15 protein-coding genes are annotated in these 13,009 nt (G+C 72.6%); 7 read left to right on the top strand and 8 right to left on the bottom strand.

Going from position 1 to position 13,009, the window contains the following annotated elements; all coding sequences use genetic code 11:
• Positions 1-4: 4 nt before the first annotated feature.
• The gene (locus tag Q1B24_RS11130) at positions 5-1,675 is read right to left on the bottom strand and encodes an acetolactate synthase (RefSeq protein WP_299927901.1); all 1,671 of its coding nucleotides are present in this window, start codon (positions 1,673-1,675) and stop codon (positions 5-7) included.
• Between the two features lie 9 nt (positions 1,676-1,684).
• On the bottom strand, positions 1,685-2,539 hold the full coding sequence (locus tag Q1B24_RS11125) for a DUF2785 domain-containing protein (RefSeq protein WP_299927898.1): 855 nt from the start codon (positions 2,537-2,539) through the stop codon (positions 1,685-1,687).
• Between the two features lie 69 nt (positions 2,540-2,608).
• On the opposite strand from Q1B24_RS11125, the gene Q1B24_RS11120 reads away from it, so the two are divergent.
• Positions 2,609-4,078 carry a sensor histidine kinase gene (locus Q1B24_RS11120; RefSeq protein ID WP_299927895.1) on the top strand — a complete coding sequence of 490 codons (1,470 nt, stop codon included), beginning with the start codon at positions 2,609-2,611 and terminating at the stop codon, positions 4,076-4,078.
• Between the two features lie 2 nt (positions 4,079-4,080).
• On the opposite strand, the gene Q1B24_RS11115 is transcribed toward Q1B24_RS11120, so the two are convergent.
• A complete protein-coding gene (locus Q1B24_RS11115; RefSeq protein WP_056601527.1) occupies positions 4,081-4,332 on the bottom strand; it encodes a WhiB family transcriptional regulator in 252 nt (83 codons plus the stop codon).
• Between the two features lie 239 nt (positions 4,333-4,571).
• On the opposite strand from Q1B24_RS11115, the gene Q1B24_RS11110 reads away from it, so the two are divergent.
• On the top strand, positions 4,572-4,907 hold the full coding sequence (locus tag Q1B24_RS11110) for a hypothetical protein (protein ID WP_299927882.1): 336 nt from the start codon (positions 4,572-4,574) through the stop codon (positions 4,905-4,907).
• A gap of 17 nt (positions 4,908-4,924) precedes the next feature.
• On the opposite strand, the gene Q1B24_RS11105 is transcribed toward Q1B24_RS11110, so the two are convergent.
• The 4 genes from Q1B24_RS11105 to sodN all read right to left on the bottom strand — a co-directional run bounded on the left by Q1B24_RS11105 (position 4,925) and on the right by sodN (position 7,414).
• Positions 4,925-5,773, bottom strand: a complete 849-nt coding sequence (locus Q1B24_RS11105) for an RNA polymerase sigma factor SigF (RefSeq protein ID WP_299927879.1) — start codon at positions 5,771-5,773, stop codon at positions 4,925-4,927.
• A 1-nt stretch (position 5,774) separates the two neighbouring features.
• Positions 5,775-6,191, bottom strand: coding sequence for an anti-sigma factor (locus tag Q1B24_RS11100; RefSeq protein ID WP_299927876.1), 417 nt, complete (start codon positions 6,189-6,191; stop codon positions 5,775-5,777).
• Between the two features lie 55 nt (positions 6,192-6,246).
• Positions 6,247-6,903 (bottom strand): GNAT family N-acetyltransferase, encoded by a 657-nt coding sequence (locus Q1B24_RS11095; protein ID WP_299927873.1) that lies wholly within the window; start codon positions 6,901-6,903, stop codon positions 6,247-6,249.
• 109 nt (positions 6,904-7,012) lie between these two features.
• Positions 7,013-7,414, bottom strand: a complete 402-nt coding sequence (gene sodN / locus Q1B24_RS11090) for a superoxide dismutase, Ni (protein ID WP_299927870.1) — start codon at positions 7,412-7,414, stop codon at positions 7,013-7,015.
• 50 nt (positions 7,415-7,464) lie between these two features.
• Between sodN and Q1B24_RS11085 the strand changes: the two genes are divergently transcribed.
• From Q1B24_RS11085 to Q1B24_RS11075, 3 genes are read left to right on the top strand one after another with little or no spacing between them, the layout of a single operon-like run.
• The gene (locus Q1B24_RS11085; protein WP_299927867.1) at positions 7,465-7,845 is read left to right on the top strand and encodes a S24/S26 family peptidase; all 381 of its coding nucleotides are present in this window, start codon (positions 7,465-7,467) and stop codon (positions 7,843-7,845) included.
• A gap of 20 nt (positions 7,846-7,865) precedes the next feature.
• Positions 7,866-9,038 carry an NADP-dependent malic enzyme gene (locus Q1B24_RS11080; RefSeq protein ID WP_299927864.1) on the top strand — a complete coding sequence of 391 codons (1,173 nt, stop codon included), beginning with the start codon at positions 7,866-7,868 and terminating at the stop codon, positions 9,036-9,038.
• A 41-nt stretch (positions 9,039-9,079) separates the two neighbouring features.
• Entirely contained in the window at positions 9,080-10,003 is a 924-nt protein-coding gene (locus Q1B24_RS11075) for a hypothetical protein (protein WP_299927861.1), read from the top strand.
• Between the two features lie 28 nt (positions 10,004-10,031).
• Here Q1B24_RS11075 and Q1B24_RS11070 read toward each other — a convergent pair whose 3' ends face one another.
• Entirely contained in the window at positions 10,032-11,273 is a 1,242-nt protein-coding gene (locus tag Q1B24_RS11070; protein WP_299927858.1) for a GNAT family N-acetyltransferase, read from the bottom strand.
• A gap of 69 nt (positions 11,274-11,342) precedes the next feature.
• On the opposite strand from Q1B24_RS11070, the gene Q1B24_RS11065 reads away from it, so the two are divergent.
• Both Q1B24_RS11065 and Q1B24_RS11060 read left to right on the top strand, forming a co-directional pair.
• Positions 11,343-12,311: a zinc-binding dehydrogenase gene (locus Q1B24_RS11065; RefSeq protein WP_299927855.1), complete on the top strand. Its 969-nt coding sequence runs from the start codon at positions 11,343-11,345 to the stop codon at positions 12,309-12,311.
• Complete coding sequence (locus Q1B24_RS11060) at positions 12,308-13,009, top strand: SDR family oxidoreductase (RefSeq protein WP_299927852.1); 702 nt, start codon at positions 12,308-12,310, stop codon at positions 13,007-13,009. The genes Q1B24_RS11065 and Q1B24_RS11060 overlap by 4 nt, the downstream gene beginning before the upstream one ends.

The following is a 13,009-nucleotide window of genomic DNA, read 5'->3' as shown; positions in this document are numbered from 1 at the left end:
GGCGCTAGATGCCGAACGTGTTGCGCGGGTAGGCCGCCTCCACGTCGGTGATCACGTTGACGAGGTAGGGCACGCCGGCGGCGTAGGCCCGGTCGAGGGCCGGACCGATCTGCTTCGGGTCGGTGACGGTCTCGCCGGCACCGCCGAGCGCCTTCACCACCTCGTCGTACGGCGTGCGCTGGGCGAGGTCGGCGGCGACGTCGTAGCCGTAGAGCATCTGCATCGGGCCCTTCTCCAGGCCCCAGGCGGAGTTGTTGCCCATCACCATCACGACGGGCAGGTCGTGGCGCACCAGCGTGTCGACGTCCATCAGCGAGAAGCCGGCGGCGCCGTCGCCGAGCAGGAGCGTCACCTGCGCCGAGGGACGGGCGATGCGGGCCGCGATCGCCGCGCCGAGCCCGGCGCCGAGGCAACCGTAGGGGCCGGGGTCGAGCCAGCCACCGGGGCGCTTCGGTTCGACGTACTTGCCGGCGAAGGAGACGAAGTCACCACCGTCGCCGATGACGACCGAGTCGTCCGCGAGCCGGGGGACCAGCTCGCCGTAGATCCGGGCGGGGTGGATCGGGTCGGCCTCGGCGGTGAGGAGCTGGGCGTCGCGCTCGGCGGCCACCTTCACCTGGTCGGCGAGCTGGTCGGACCATGCGCTCCAGTCCGGCTTGTCACCCCGCTCGACGGCCGCCTGCAGGCCGTCGAGGACGGTGGTGAGGTCGCCGGCGACCGACGCGGCGAGCTCGGCGTGGCCGGAGACCTGGCCGGGGGAGTCGGCGATGTGGACGACGCGGGCGAACTCGCCCGTCGGGTTCTTGTCGGGACCGCCGAAGGCGCCGTAGCCCAGGCGGAAGTCGAGCGGGGTGCCGACGACGACCACCAGGTCGGCGCCGGACAGGGCGGCGCCGCGGGCCTTGGTGACCAGGGAGCGGTGCCCGCCCGGGATGACGCCTCGACCCATGCCGTTGGTCAGGGTGGGGATGCCGAGGTCCTCGACGAAGCGCAGCGCGGCCGCCTCGGCGTGGTCGGCCCAGACGTCCGTGCCGAGGATCAGCACGGGCCGCTGGGCGCGGGCGAGGAGATCGGCGATCGTCTGGATCGCGTCGCCGTCGGGCTCGATGCGGGTGCCCTCGCCGGAGCCGACGGTGCCCGAGGCCGAGTTGAAGAACTCGTCCATCGGCACGTCGACGAAGACCGGACCCCGGTGGCTCGAGCGGGCCAGGGTGAAGGCCTCGTCCATGCCGGCCGCCACCTCGCCGGCCGTCATGAGGGTCCTGGCGGACTTCGCGACCGGTGCGATGATCGGCGGCTGGTCGAGCTCCTGCAGCGAGCCCGTGCCCCAGCGGTTCTGCGGAGCGCGGCCGCCGACGACGACCATCGGCGAGCCCGCGAACTGGGCCTGCGCGATCGCGCTGATGCCGTTGGTGACGCCCGGCCCAGCGGTGAGGACGGCCAGGCCGGGGACCCGGGTGAGCTTGCCGGTCGCCTCGGCGGCGAACGCCGCGGTCTGCTCGTGGCGTACGTCGAGCAGCCGCACCGGCGGGCCCTGCCCGTCCTGCTGCGTCCTCACCGCGCCGTCGTACATGGGGAAGACGTGGGCACCCGACAGGGTGAACATGGTCTCGACGCCGTGGGCGCGCGCGACGTGGACGGCCAGCTCGCCGCTGTGACCAGTGATCTCGCTCATGCCCTGAGGTTAGTCGGTGGCTACTCGCAGGTAGGGAACGTTCGTCATCCGGAGCGCCTCGATCACGACGAGGAGCAGGTCGGACCGGACGCTCGGGGGCTCCGGGGCGAGCGAGAGCTGCACGAACAGCGCGCGCAGGAACGCCTGTGCGGCGGCGGCCGGTGCGTAGGGGTCGTGGTCGACCGGCGCGGCGAACGGGTTGCCGGCGGCGCCGATGCGGTGCACCCACGGCTCGAGCTCGTCGGTGCCCAGGGTGTTGCGGCGCAGGATCTGCATGGCCGCGACCGCGATCCGGTCGGGCTCGCCCGCCACGAGTGGCTCGTCGGCCGGCTGGGTGAGGAGGCGCTCGGCGAGGACGTCGAGCAGCAGGGCGTGCTCCGGCCCGGCCAGGTGAGGTGACTCGCCGAGGGCACCGATCGCGTCCGCGCCGTGGGCGACCGCGTGGGCCCACCCCTTGCCGGGCACCCACCCCCGGGTGTCGCGCTCGCCGAGGAACCAGGTCGCCAGCCGGTCGCCCCACTCCATGACCTTCCGTCCCGGCACCAGGTGCTGGGCGTTGTCCCGCTCGAGGCAGACCGCCAGGATCAGCGCGCTGAAGCTGCGCCGGAAGACCGTGTCGGTGCCGACCTCGCCGATGCCCACCGACAGGCCCGCTGCCATCCCGTCGCCGAGGCCGGAGAGCAGGTCGTCGTAGACGCCGCGCTCGATCCAGGTCGCGAAGGCCGGGAACGCAGTGCCGTCGCGCACCTCGGGCTCGGTCGAGCCGAGCATCGTGGTGAGCTCGGCGGTGAGGTCGTCGAGCGGGCGGTCCGAGGGGACCTCGAACCCGGCTCTCTGCACCTGGTCCCAGTACCCGAGTGACATGCCGCCCATCCTGCCAGCCGACCCGGACACAGCCCCAGCCCGGTCCGCCACGGGCCCTAGGCTGACCGGGTGCCGTCCCTCCACGAGCTCGTGCGAGCCCACACCGACCTCGTCGAGGACGACGTCGCCTGGCTCCAGCTGCTGATGGCGGACTGGCAGATCCTCGCCGACCTGTCCTTCGCCGACCTCGTGCTCTGGCTGCCCGACCGCGAGGGCAGGGGCTACTGGGCCGGCGGGCAGATGCGCCCCACGACCGGCCCGACGGCGCTGGTCGACGACGTCCTGGGGACCTTCATCCCGACCGGGCGCCGCCGGATGCTCGACGAGGCCTACACGACCGGTCGGCTGGTGCGCGAGGGCGACCCGGAGTGGCGCGACGACGTACCGGTGCGGGTGGAGGTGATCCCCGTGCGGCGGGCCGGACGGGTGATCGCGACGATCGCCCGCAACACGAACCTGCTCGGCGTGCGCACGCCGAGCCGTCTCGAGCTCAGCTACCTCCAGACCGCGGCCGACCTCACGCAGATGATCGCGGGGGGCTACTTCCCGCTCAGCGGTCAGCGCAGCGACCACGCCGACTCACCGCGCGTCGGCGACGGCTTCGTCCGGCTCGATCCTGCCGGTCGGGTCGTGTACGCCAGCCCCAACGGCCTGTCGGCCTACCGGCGGCTCGGCCTGCAGGGAGACCTCGCCGGCCTCGTCCTCACCGACCTCACCCGGGAGCTGGTGCCGGCTCGGTGGCGCCCCGACGAGGAGACCCTGAGCGCCGTGCTGGGCGGGCGTGACGGCCGCGCGACCGAGGTGGGCACCGACGAGGTCACCCTCATCGTGCGCAGCATCCCGCTCCGGCCGCAGGGCGAGCGCAGCGGCGCGCTGCTCCTGGTGCGCGACGTCACCGAGCTGCGCAGCCGCGACCGCGAGCTGGTGACCAAGGACGTCACGATCCGCGAGATCCACCACCGGGTGAAGAACAACCTGCAGACCGTGGCTGCCCTGCTGCGGCTCCAGGCGCGTCGGACGCGCGCCGAGGACGCCAAGGCGGCGCTCGAGGAGGCCGTACGCCGCGTCGGGTCGATCGCGATCGTGCACGAGACGCTCAGCCACGCGGTGGAGGAGACGGTGGACTTCGACGAGATCGCCGACCGGCTGGGATCGATGGTCGTCGACGTCAGCGGCGTCGAGGTGCCGGTGCGGGTCGTCCGCGAGGGTTCCTTCGGCAAGCTGCCCTCGGAGGCGGCCACGCCGCTCGCGATGGTGCTGACCGAGCTGCTGCAGAACGCCGTCGAGCACGGCTACGCCGGCGTCCCCGCCGAGACCTCGGGCCGGGTGGTCGTCACCGCGCGACGCATCGTCGGCCGCCTGCACGTCGTGGTCGAGGACGACGGCCGGGGGCTCCCCGACGACTTCGACCTCGACTCCTCGACCCAGCTGGGACTGTCGATCGTCCGCACGCTCGTGGAGTCGGAGCTCGGCGGCGTGCTCGAGATCGGTCCGGGCAGCCGGGGCACGCGGGTGCAGGCGGACGTGCCGGTCGACTGAGGTCAGGCCGTGCGGATGCGGGCCCGGGCGTTGCGGCGCTTGAGCGCGCGCCGCTCGTCCTCGCTGAGGCCACCCCACACACCGTGGTCCTGGCCGGCCTCGAGGGCCCACGCGAGGCACTGCTCGCGCACCTCGCAGCGGCGGCACACCTGCTTGGCCTCCTCGATCTGGAGGATCGCGGGACCGGTGTTGCCGATGGGGAAGAACAGCTCGGGGTCCTCGTCGAGGCATGCAGAGCGGCTGCGCCAATCCATGGGGTGGGGGATCCCTCTTTCACATCACGTCGGTTGCTGTTTGCGGACGTTCAGCCGGGCCCGGGCGCCTGACAGCGCAGCGACCAGACTGACAACATTTGAACGTTCACACAACCCCCGCTGCTGGTCGTGTCCGTCACAACTACTGTTGGCCGGTGACCGTTACGCCTCCGGTGGATCCCCGTGGCCGAGACCTTACCGTGCCGCCCCCGCTCGCGGTAGCGGCTGCGCTGGTCGCTGTGGAGGCCCTCCTGCTCCTCGTGCTCGCCGTCCTCGAGGTGGCGAACCTCCGCTCGATCCGGCTCACGATGGGGCTCACCACCACGGCGTTCTTCCTCGTGGCTGCGGCGGGACTGGCGTGGTGCGCCTGGTCGCTGTGGAGGGGACGACGCTGGGCCCGGGGCCCGGTCGTGATGGCCCAGCTGATCCAGCTCGGCCTGGCGTGGAACTTCCGCGACGCCCCCACCACGCTCGTGGCGGTCGGGCTCGCGATCGGCGGGCTCGTGGTCATCGCGGGCCTGCTCCACCCGGCGACCACGCAGGTGCTGGAGCAGGACGCCCGGCTCGAGGAGTAGCCGGCCGACCGGTCGGGTCAGTCGGCCTCGAGCGACGTACGCAGCTGGGCGAGCGTGCGCGTCAGCAGGCGGGAGACGTGCATCTGGGAGACGCCGATCTCCTCGGCGATCTGGGACTGCGTCATGTTCTTGAAGAAGCGCAGGAGCAGGATCCGCTTCTCGCGCTCGCCGAGGCCGTCGAGCAGCGGCTTGATCGACTCGCGAACCTCGACGTGCTCGATGTTGGCGTCCTCGACCCCGAGCGTGGCGAGCATCGCCGGGGGCCCGTCGTCGCTGTCGTCCGAGGCGTCGAGCGACAGCGTCGCGTAGGCGTGGGAGGACTCGATGCCCTCCATGATCTCCTCCACCGTGCAGCCGATGACCTCGGCCAGCTCGCGTGGGGTGGGGGAGCGGCCCAGCTTCTGGGTCAGCTCGCCGGTGGCGCCGCCGATCTGCATCCGCAGCTCCTGCAGGCGGCGCGGCACCCGGATCGCCCAGCCCTTGTCGCGGAAGTGGCGCTTGATCTCGCCGATCACCGTCGGCGTCGCGTAGGTCGAGAACTCCACGCCGCGGTCGGTCTCGAAGCGGTCGACGGCCTTGATCAGGCCGATGGTGCCGACCTGCACGAGGTCCTCGAACGGCTCGCCGCGGTTGCGGAAGCGGCGGGCGCAGTGCTCCACCAGCGACAGGTGCAGGTGCACCAGGTCGTCGCGCGCGAGCGCCCGCGCGGCGCTGCTCGCCCCGTCGTCGCGCAGCACGCCGAACAGCTCGGCGCTGCGCGTGCGTACGTGGTCGAGACCGCTGGTCGCGACGTCGTCGTCGACCTCGTGGTCCCGGGCAGCCTCGGCTGCCGTGTCGTCCCCCGTGTCCCCCGTGTCTCGGCTCATGTCAGAGCTCGGCACCTGTCATTCCCGCAGCGACCGCCGACGTCACCGTGAAGCGGACGCGGAAGCGTCCCCTCTCGGCTCCTGCCGACGCGTCCTGCGCCATCGTGTCGAGCACCTGCCAGGCGAAGCTCTCGGTGTCGAGCGGGGGGTCGTCGATCGCCTCGACCTGCAGCTCGACGGTCATCGAACCGGGACCGATCCAGAAGGCCGCGACGAGGTCGGTGCCGGGGTCGGCCTCGGGGATGGCGAGCGCGCTCGCCTCGCCGATGGCGATGCGCAGGTCCTCGATGTCGTCGATGGTGAAGTCGAGCCGGGCGGCGAGGCCCGCCGCCGTGGTCCGGACGATCGTCGCGAAGGCCCCCTCGGCGGGGAGCCGGAGCTCGACGTCGGCGCGAGATGCCCCCGTGTTGTCTGCCATCTGCGTCAATGTCCCGTCCTCGAGGCCGATGCTCCGCACACCCTAGCCGTCACGATCAGTGGAACCACGGACACACCTGGTCGCGCGTGCGGAGCTCGTTCCGGTGGTGGGGCGCGTGCAGCAGCGGGGTCGGTCTGCCCCCGCTCCGTGCCACCCGCACCGGCGACGGCGTACCCGCGGCAGCGTCGACCGAGGCCAGCGGCGCGAGCTCGACCACCACGCCGTACACCCCGTTGCCCTCGTCCTCCAGCTCCACCGGACCGAGCCGGCGGAGCATCTGCAGCGACGCCGGGTTGTCCTGGAGGACCTCGGTGACGATGCGGTCCACGCCCACCGGACGGCTGCGCACGAGCACCTCGAGGAGCGTGGTGGCGACGCCGCGGCCCTGCCACTCGTCTTTGACGGTGACGGCGAGGTCGGCCGCGTCGGTGGCGTCGGCGTAGCGCACCATCCGCGCCAGTGCGACGGGGTCGTAGACGCCGGGACTCGTCTCCGCACACAGCACGAGGGCGATGTGGTCGACGCCGTCGACGTCGTCGACGAGGTGGTCCAGCATGGCGTCGCTGAGGTGCCTGATCGGGGCGAGGAACCGGCGGCGCTGCGACTCGGGGGAGAGCGTCTCGAACTCGGCCATCAGCGCGGCCCGGTCGGTGTGCTCCAGCGGCACGACGAATGCGTCCGTGCCGTCACGCAGCATGACCTGCTCGATCATCGACCCTCCCTCTGCTGGGCGGAGCCTAGCCAGCGAGGAGGGGGCGGACATGCAGAACGCCGCACCGACCCGGAGGTCGGTGCGGCGTGCGCTCAGGCCTTCACTTCGTTCAGGCCTTCTTCGTCTCCCAGAAGATCTCCGCGATCTCGTCGATCTTGGCAAGCAGCTCGTCGGCCTTGCCGGCGTCGAGCTCGCCCTTGGTGCCGGAGGCACCGGCCAGCTTGGTGGCCTCGTTGACCAGCGTGTGCAGCTGGGGGTACTTCTCGAAGTGCGGGGGCTTGAAGTAGTCGGTCCACAGCACCCAGAGGTGGTGCTTGACGAGCTCCGAGCGCTGCTCCTTGATGAGGATCGCGCGGGTGCGGAAGTCGGGGTCGTCGTTGTCGGCGACCTTGGCGATGATGCCCTTGATCGACTCGGCCTCGATGCGCGCCTGGGCGGGGTCGTAGACACCGCAGGGCAGGTCGCAGTGGGCCGAGACCTCGATGGTCGGGGCGAAGAAAGTGCGAAGCATGTGCAACCTCTCGAACGTCGGGGAATTGCTCTCCTGCGACACTACTCCGCGTGGAGAGGCGTCGGCAGCGGGGTCCCGCCCCTCGGGGTGGACGCTCCGGACCCCCGTTCGGGACGGCCGCCGTCCGGGGTCGTTCGATGCTCCCGACGCTGCGCGAGGGCGACCTGCTCCTCGTCCGGTACGGCGCCTCGCCCCGGTCCGGCGACCTCGTCGTCGCCCGGTTCGCCGACGGCACGGTGGCGGTCAAGCGCGCGGTCGAACGACGTCGTACGCGCTCCGGCGCAGCCGGCTGGTGGCTGCTGAGCGACAACCCCGGCGAGGGCGTCGACTCGCGCCACCGCGGACCCGTGCCCGAGGCCGACGTGCTGGCCGTCGTACGCCTGCGGGTGTGGCCTTCCCCACGCATGGGACGCAGGCTCCCGCGGCCCTGACCTGTGCCAGTATCCCGGGCATGGCTTCGCACCCGCACGCCGGCGACCCCGTCTTCGACCTGCACGTCGGCGGCAAGATGGAGATCCACTCGACGGCCGCGCTGACCGGGCCCGACGAGCTGTCCCTCGCCTACACCCCCGGTGTCGCGCGGGTGTGCGAGGCGATCGCGGCCGACCCGTCGCTGACCCAGTACTACACGTGGGTGCCCAACACGGTCGCCGTCATCACCGACGGCACCGCCGTGCTCGGCCTGGGCGACATCGGCCCCGCCGCCGCGATGCCGGTGATGGAGGGCAAGGCCGTGCTGTTCAAGCAGTTCGGCGGGGTCGACGCCGTGCCGATCTGCCTCGACACCACCGACGTCGAGGAGATCATCGAGACCGTCGTGCGCCTCGCGCCGAGCTTCGGGGGGATCAACCTCGAGGACATCTCGGCGCCACGGTGCTTCGAGATCGAGGCCCGGCTCAAGGAGCGCCTCGACATCCCGGTCTTCCACGACGACCAGCACGGCACGGCCGTCGTCGCGCTGGCCGCGTTGACCAACGCGCTGCGCCTGACCGGGCGCGACGCCGCGACCGTCCGAGTGGTGGTGCAGGGCGCCGGTGCCGCCGGGGTGGCGGTGGCGCGCATCCTGCTCGAGGCCGGCATCAAGGACATCGCGGTCCTCGACCGGCAGGGCGTGCTCAACTCGGCGCGGTCCGACCTGACCCCCGTGAAGGCCGCGCTCGCGCGCGACACGGCCGACCACTTCGGGCGCAGCGGCACGCTGGCCGACGTGATGGCCGGTGCCGACGTCTACATCGGCGTCTCGGGCGGACAGGTGCCCGAGGAGATCGTGGCCTCGATGGCCGCCGACGCGATCATCTTCGGCCTGGCCAACCCGACCCCCGAGGTGCACCCCGACCTGGCGCACAAGTACGCCCGGGTCGTCGCCACCGGACGCTCGGACTTCCCCAACCAGATCAACAACGTGCTCGCGTTCCCCGGCATCTTCCGCGGCGCCTTCGACGTCCACGCCACCGCCATCACCGAGGGGATGAAGGTCGCCGCTGCGACCGCCCTCGCCGAGCTCGTCGGCGACGACCTCAGCGAGGACCTGGTCATCCCGTCGCCCTTCGACCCGCGCGTGCCGGGAGCCGTGCGCTCCGCGGTGGCGGACGCCGCCCGGCGCGACGGGGTCGCCCGCCGCTGACCGGCCCGCCGGCCGGGCGTCGTGTCTGGCAGCATCGGGACATGGAGATCGAGGTGGCGGAGACGGACCGCCTGCGCTTCGACGACGGGACCCCGGTGCGGGCGGCCTCGGCGGTCGTGGCCTTCGGTGACGGACACCTCGTGGTCTCGGACGACGCGACCTACGCGGCGTGGTCCCGCCCGGACGGTGGCGTCACCCGGGTCCGCCTCCTCGCGCCCGTGGACGGGCACGAGGAGTTCGACGAGGAGTCCGGCACCAAGCACCTCAAGCCGGACCTCGAGGCGGCGTGCCGGGTGTCGGTGGACGGCGTGGAGGCGGTGCTCCTGATGGGATCCGGGTCGTCCTCGCGACGGATGCGGTGGTGCCTGGTGCGGCTCGGGGACGACGGCGAGCCGGACGTCGTGGTCGCGGACATGACCGGGGTGTACGCGGTGGTCGCAGCCACGTTGGACGTCGAGCCCGACGAGCTGAACCTCGAGGGTGCGTGCGTCGTCGGGGACAGCCTGCGGTGGTTCCACCGCGGACTGCCGTCAGCAGGTCTGCCGTCAGGAAGCGTCGACCTGGACCTGGCGGCAGCCGTGGCGGGCGCGCGTGGCGAGGTGGGCGCAGCCGACCTGAGGGTCTCGCGTCCTCGTCGCTACGACCTCGGGTCCGCGGACGGCGTCGGTCTGGCAATCACTGACGTCGTCCACCTGCCGAACGGTGACCTCGTCGCCAGCGCAGCGGCGGAGGACAGCCCGAACGCCCGCGACGACGGCCCCGTGACGGCGACGGCCCTGGCGCTGCTCCGTGGCGACCTGGTCGCCGCGGTGGTGCGACTGCCCCGCCACCAGGGGAGCGTGCTCAAGGTCGAGGGGCTCACGGTGCTGGAGGCCGAGGCGGGGCTGGTGACCCTCCTCGCCGTCACCGACGTCGACGACCCGGACGCCGCCTCGTGGACGGCTCGCATCCGCGTTCGCCTCTGAGGCGGGCCGACGCGCGACACCGACGCGCTCAGAACCCGATCGACGGCTCCGGCGCGACGGTCGTGCGCATCGCCCGCGCGAGGTCGGCGTACGACCCCGGGCGGTGCTCCTGCACGAGCCCGGCGCGGAGCAGCCCGCCGATCGGGTGGCCGAGGTAGCCGGCGCCGAGGACGGACACGTCGAGGGCGAGGTCGGCCTCGGCGTCGGTGCGCGTGGCCGAGCCGGCACCGGAGGAGGCCGTGAGCCGCCAGCGACCGGCGTTCCAGGGGGCGTAGCGGTCGGACACCTCGACGACGACGTCGCAGTCGGCCTCGTAGGAGCGCAGCGGCCAGGCGGCCTCGACGTCGACGAGGCGGACCCAGGTGCTGTCCCAGGTCTGGAGGCTGCCGGTGCCCCGCGGGCCGCCGATCCAGCCCAGGAGCGGGTCGTCGAGACCGACGTTCTCCAGCTTGGTCGTGCCCATCAGGTCGAGGTCGACGACGCGGCGCGCGAGGGCGAGCCGCGCGGCGGGGTCGCCGCAGAAGGTGCCGACGACCACGGTGCCCGACGGGCGCGCGTTCTCCCACTTGTGCTCCCGCCGCAGGCCGGTGAACCCGACGTCCTGACCGTCGCGGCGGGCGAAGAGGATGCGGCGCCGCTCCTTGTCGCGCAGCTGCTCCGGCGGCTCGTGGGCCATGAGGGCGAAGAAGTCCGGGGAGCCGACGATCGTGCCGGGGAAGTCCGGCGCTGCGGCCAGCTGGCAGGCGCGCATCCGCTCGGTCACGCCGGGGGCGGCCATGTCGAGCAGGTGAGTGGTGGTCGCGGCGGCCTCGGCCTCGAGGTGGGGAGCGGTGAACGTGGTGCCGCGGCCGAGGGCGACCTGGTGAGTGAGGACCGCGGTCCCGTAGCCGAAGCGCCCGTAGATGGCCGCCTCGCTCGCGTGGAGCGCCGAGAGGGCGGTCCCGGCGTCGCGGGTGCGGGCGAGGTGGTCGGACATCATCGCGGCGAGGACGCCGCGGCGCCGCGCGTCGGGGTGCACGCCGACCCAGGTGAGGCCGGCGATCGGCACGACGGAGCCGCCGGGCAGCGACATCTCCATCGGGCGTACGCCGTAGATCCCGCTGTGCAGGTCGTCGGGCCCGTCGGGCAGGTCGACCACGAACCGCTGGTCCGCCGGCAGCCCGAGCCGCAGGTGCTCGGCGTCGGCGTCGGTGACCTCGCCGAACCAGACGAGCTGGTCGGTGGCCAGGTACTTCGCGGGGTCCTCCGAGGGACGTACGTCGATGCTCACGCAGCCAGCCAATCGGTCGTCACCAGGACCCGCAACCGGATAACTCGTCCCGATCGCTAGGGTCGGAGCATGTTCGCCGTCTACGCCGAGTCCTTCTCCTCCGACGACCCGCTCAGCGGCCTGGTGGTGGGGGAGCGGCCCGCCCCCGAGGCGCCGGACGGGTGGACGACGGTGACGGTGAAGGCCGCCAGCCTCAACCACCACGACCTGTGGTCGCTGCGAGGCGTGGGCCTGCGGGAGGAGTCGCTGCCGATGATCCTCGGCTGTGACGCCGCGGGCGTCGACGAGGACGGCAACGAGGTCGTCGTCCACGGCGTCATCAGCGACCCCCGGTGGACCGGTGACGAGGCCGACGACCCGGGCCGGTCGCTGCTCTCCGAGCGCCACCAGGGCACCTTCGCCGACCAGGTGGTCGTGCCGCGTCGCAACCTGGTCCCCAAGCCCGCCTCGCTTTCCTTCGAAGAGGCGGCCTGCCTGCCCACCGCCTGGCTGACGGCCTACCGGATGCTCTTCGTGCAGGGCGGCTGCACGCCGGGCGAGACGGTGCTGGTGCAGGGTGCCGGTGGCGGCGTCGCCACCGCGCTCATCACGCTCGGCCGCGCGGCGGGCCTGACGATCCTCGCCACCAGCCGCGACGAGGCCAAGCGCCAGCGGGCCCGCGAGCTCGGGGCGCACGAGGTGTTCCAGTCGGGCGAGCGCCTGCCGGTCAAGGTCGACGCGGTGATGGAGACCGTCGGCCGCGCCACCTGGACCCACTCGGTCCGCTCGCTGCGGCCCGGCGGCCGCATCGTCATCAGCGGCACGACCTCGGGTCCCAGTGTGGACGACGCGGGCCTGACCCACGTCTTCTTCAAGCAGCTCTCGATCATCGGCTCGACGATGGGCACCCGCAAGGAGCTCGACCTGCTGGTGAAGTTCCTCGACGCGACCGGCGCCCGGCCGCTCGTCGACCGGGCCATCCCGATGGAGCATGCCCGCGAGGGCTTCGCCGCGATGGCGGAGGGCGACGTCTTCGGCAAGATCGTCTTCACCCGATGAGCCGCACGCACGTCCTCACCGGAGCCGGCTCGGGCATCGGGCTCGCCCTGGCGCAACGCCTCACCGAGCGCGGCGACCGACTGGTCCTGATCGCCCGCAGCGACGCGCGCGCGGCCGAGCTGGCCGAGACCTTCCCGCACGCGCAGCTCCTCGTGGCCGACCTCGCCGACCCGGGCACGCTCAACGGCATCGGCCGGCAGGTCGACGGTCCCATCGACTCCGTCGTGCACGTGGCCGGCGTCGTGGAGCTGGCGCCGGTGGAGCGGCTGCGGCTCGCGGAGTGGGAGGAGCAGATCACGGTCAACCTCACCGCGCCCGCGGTGCTGACGCGCGAGCTCCTGCCCCACGTGCGCAGCGCCCTCGGCACCGTCGTCTTCGTCAACTCCTCGGCCGGGTTGAGTGCCGGCGCCGAGTGGTCGGCGTACGCCGCCTCGAAGTTCGGCCTGCGTGCCTTCGCCGACGCGCTGCGGGCCGAGGAGGTCGAGCACGGCGTGCGGGTCAGCACGGTCTACCCCAGCCGCACCGCGACCCCGATGCAGGAGAAGGTGCACGAGCAGGAGGGCCGGACCTACGACGCCTCACGCTGGATCAGCCCGGATACGGTCGTCGACACGATCCTGCACGTCATCGACCTTCCCGCCGACGCCACCATCCCCGACGTGACGGTCCGTCCCGTCGTCCCGCGTCCGGGCACCTGA

This window comes from uncultured Nocardioides sp. (genome assembly GCF_947488025.1).
GTDB lineage: Bacteria > Actinomycetota > Actinomycetes > Propionibacteriales > Nocardioidaceae > Nocardioides.
The sequence above is the reverse complement of the archived record's forward strand: the minus strand, read 5'-3'. Positions and strand labels throughout refer to the sequence as shown.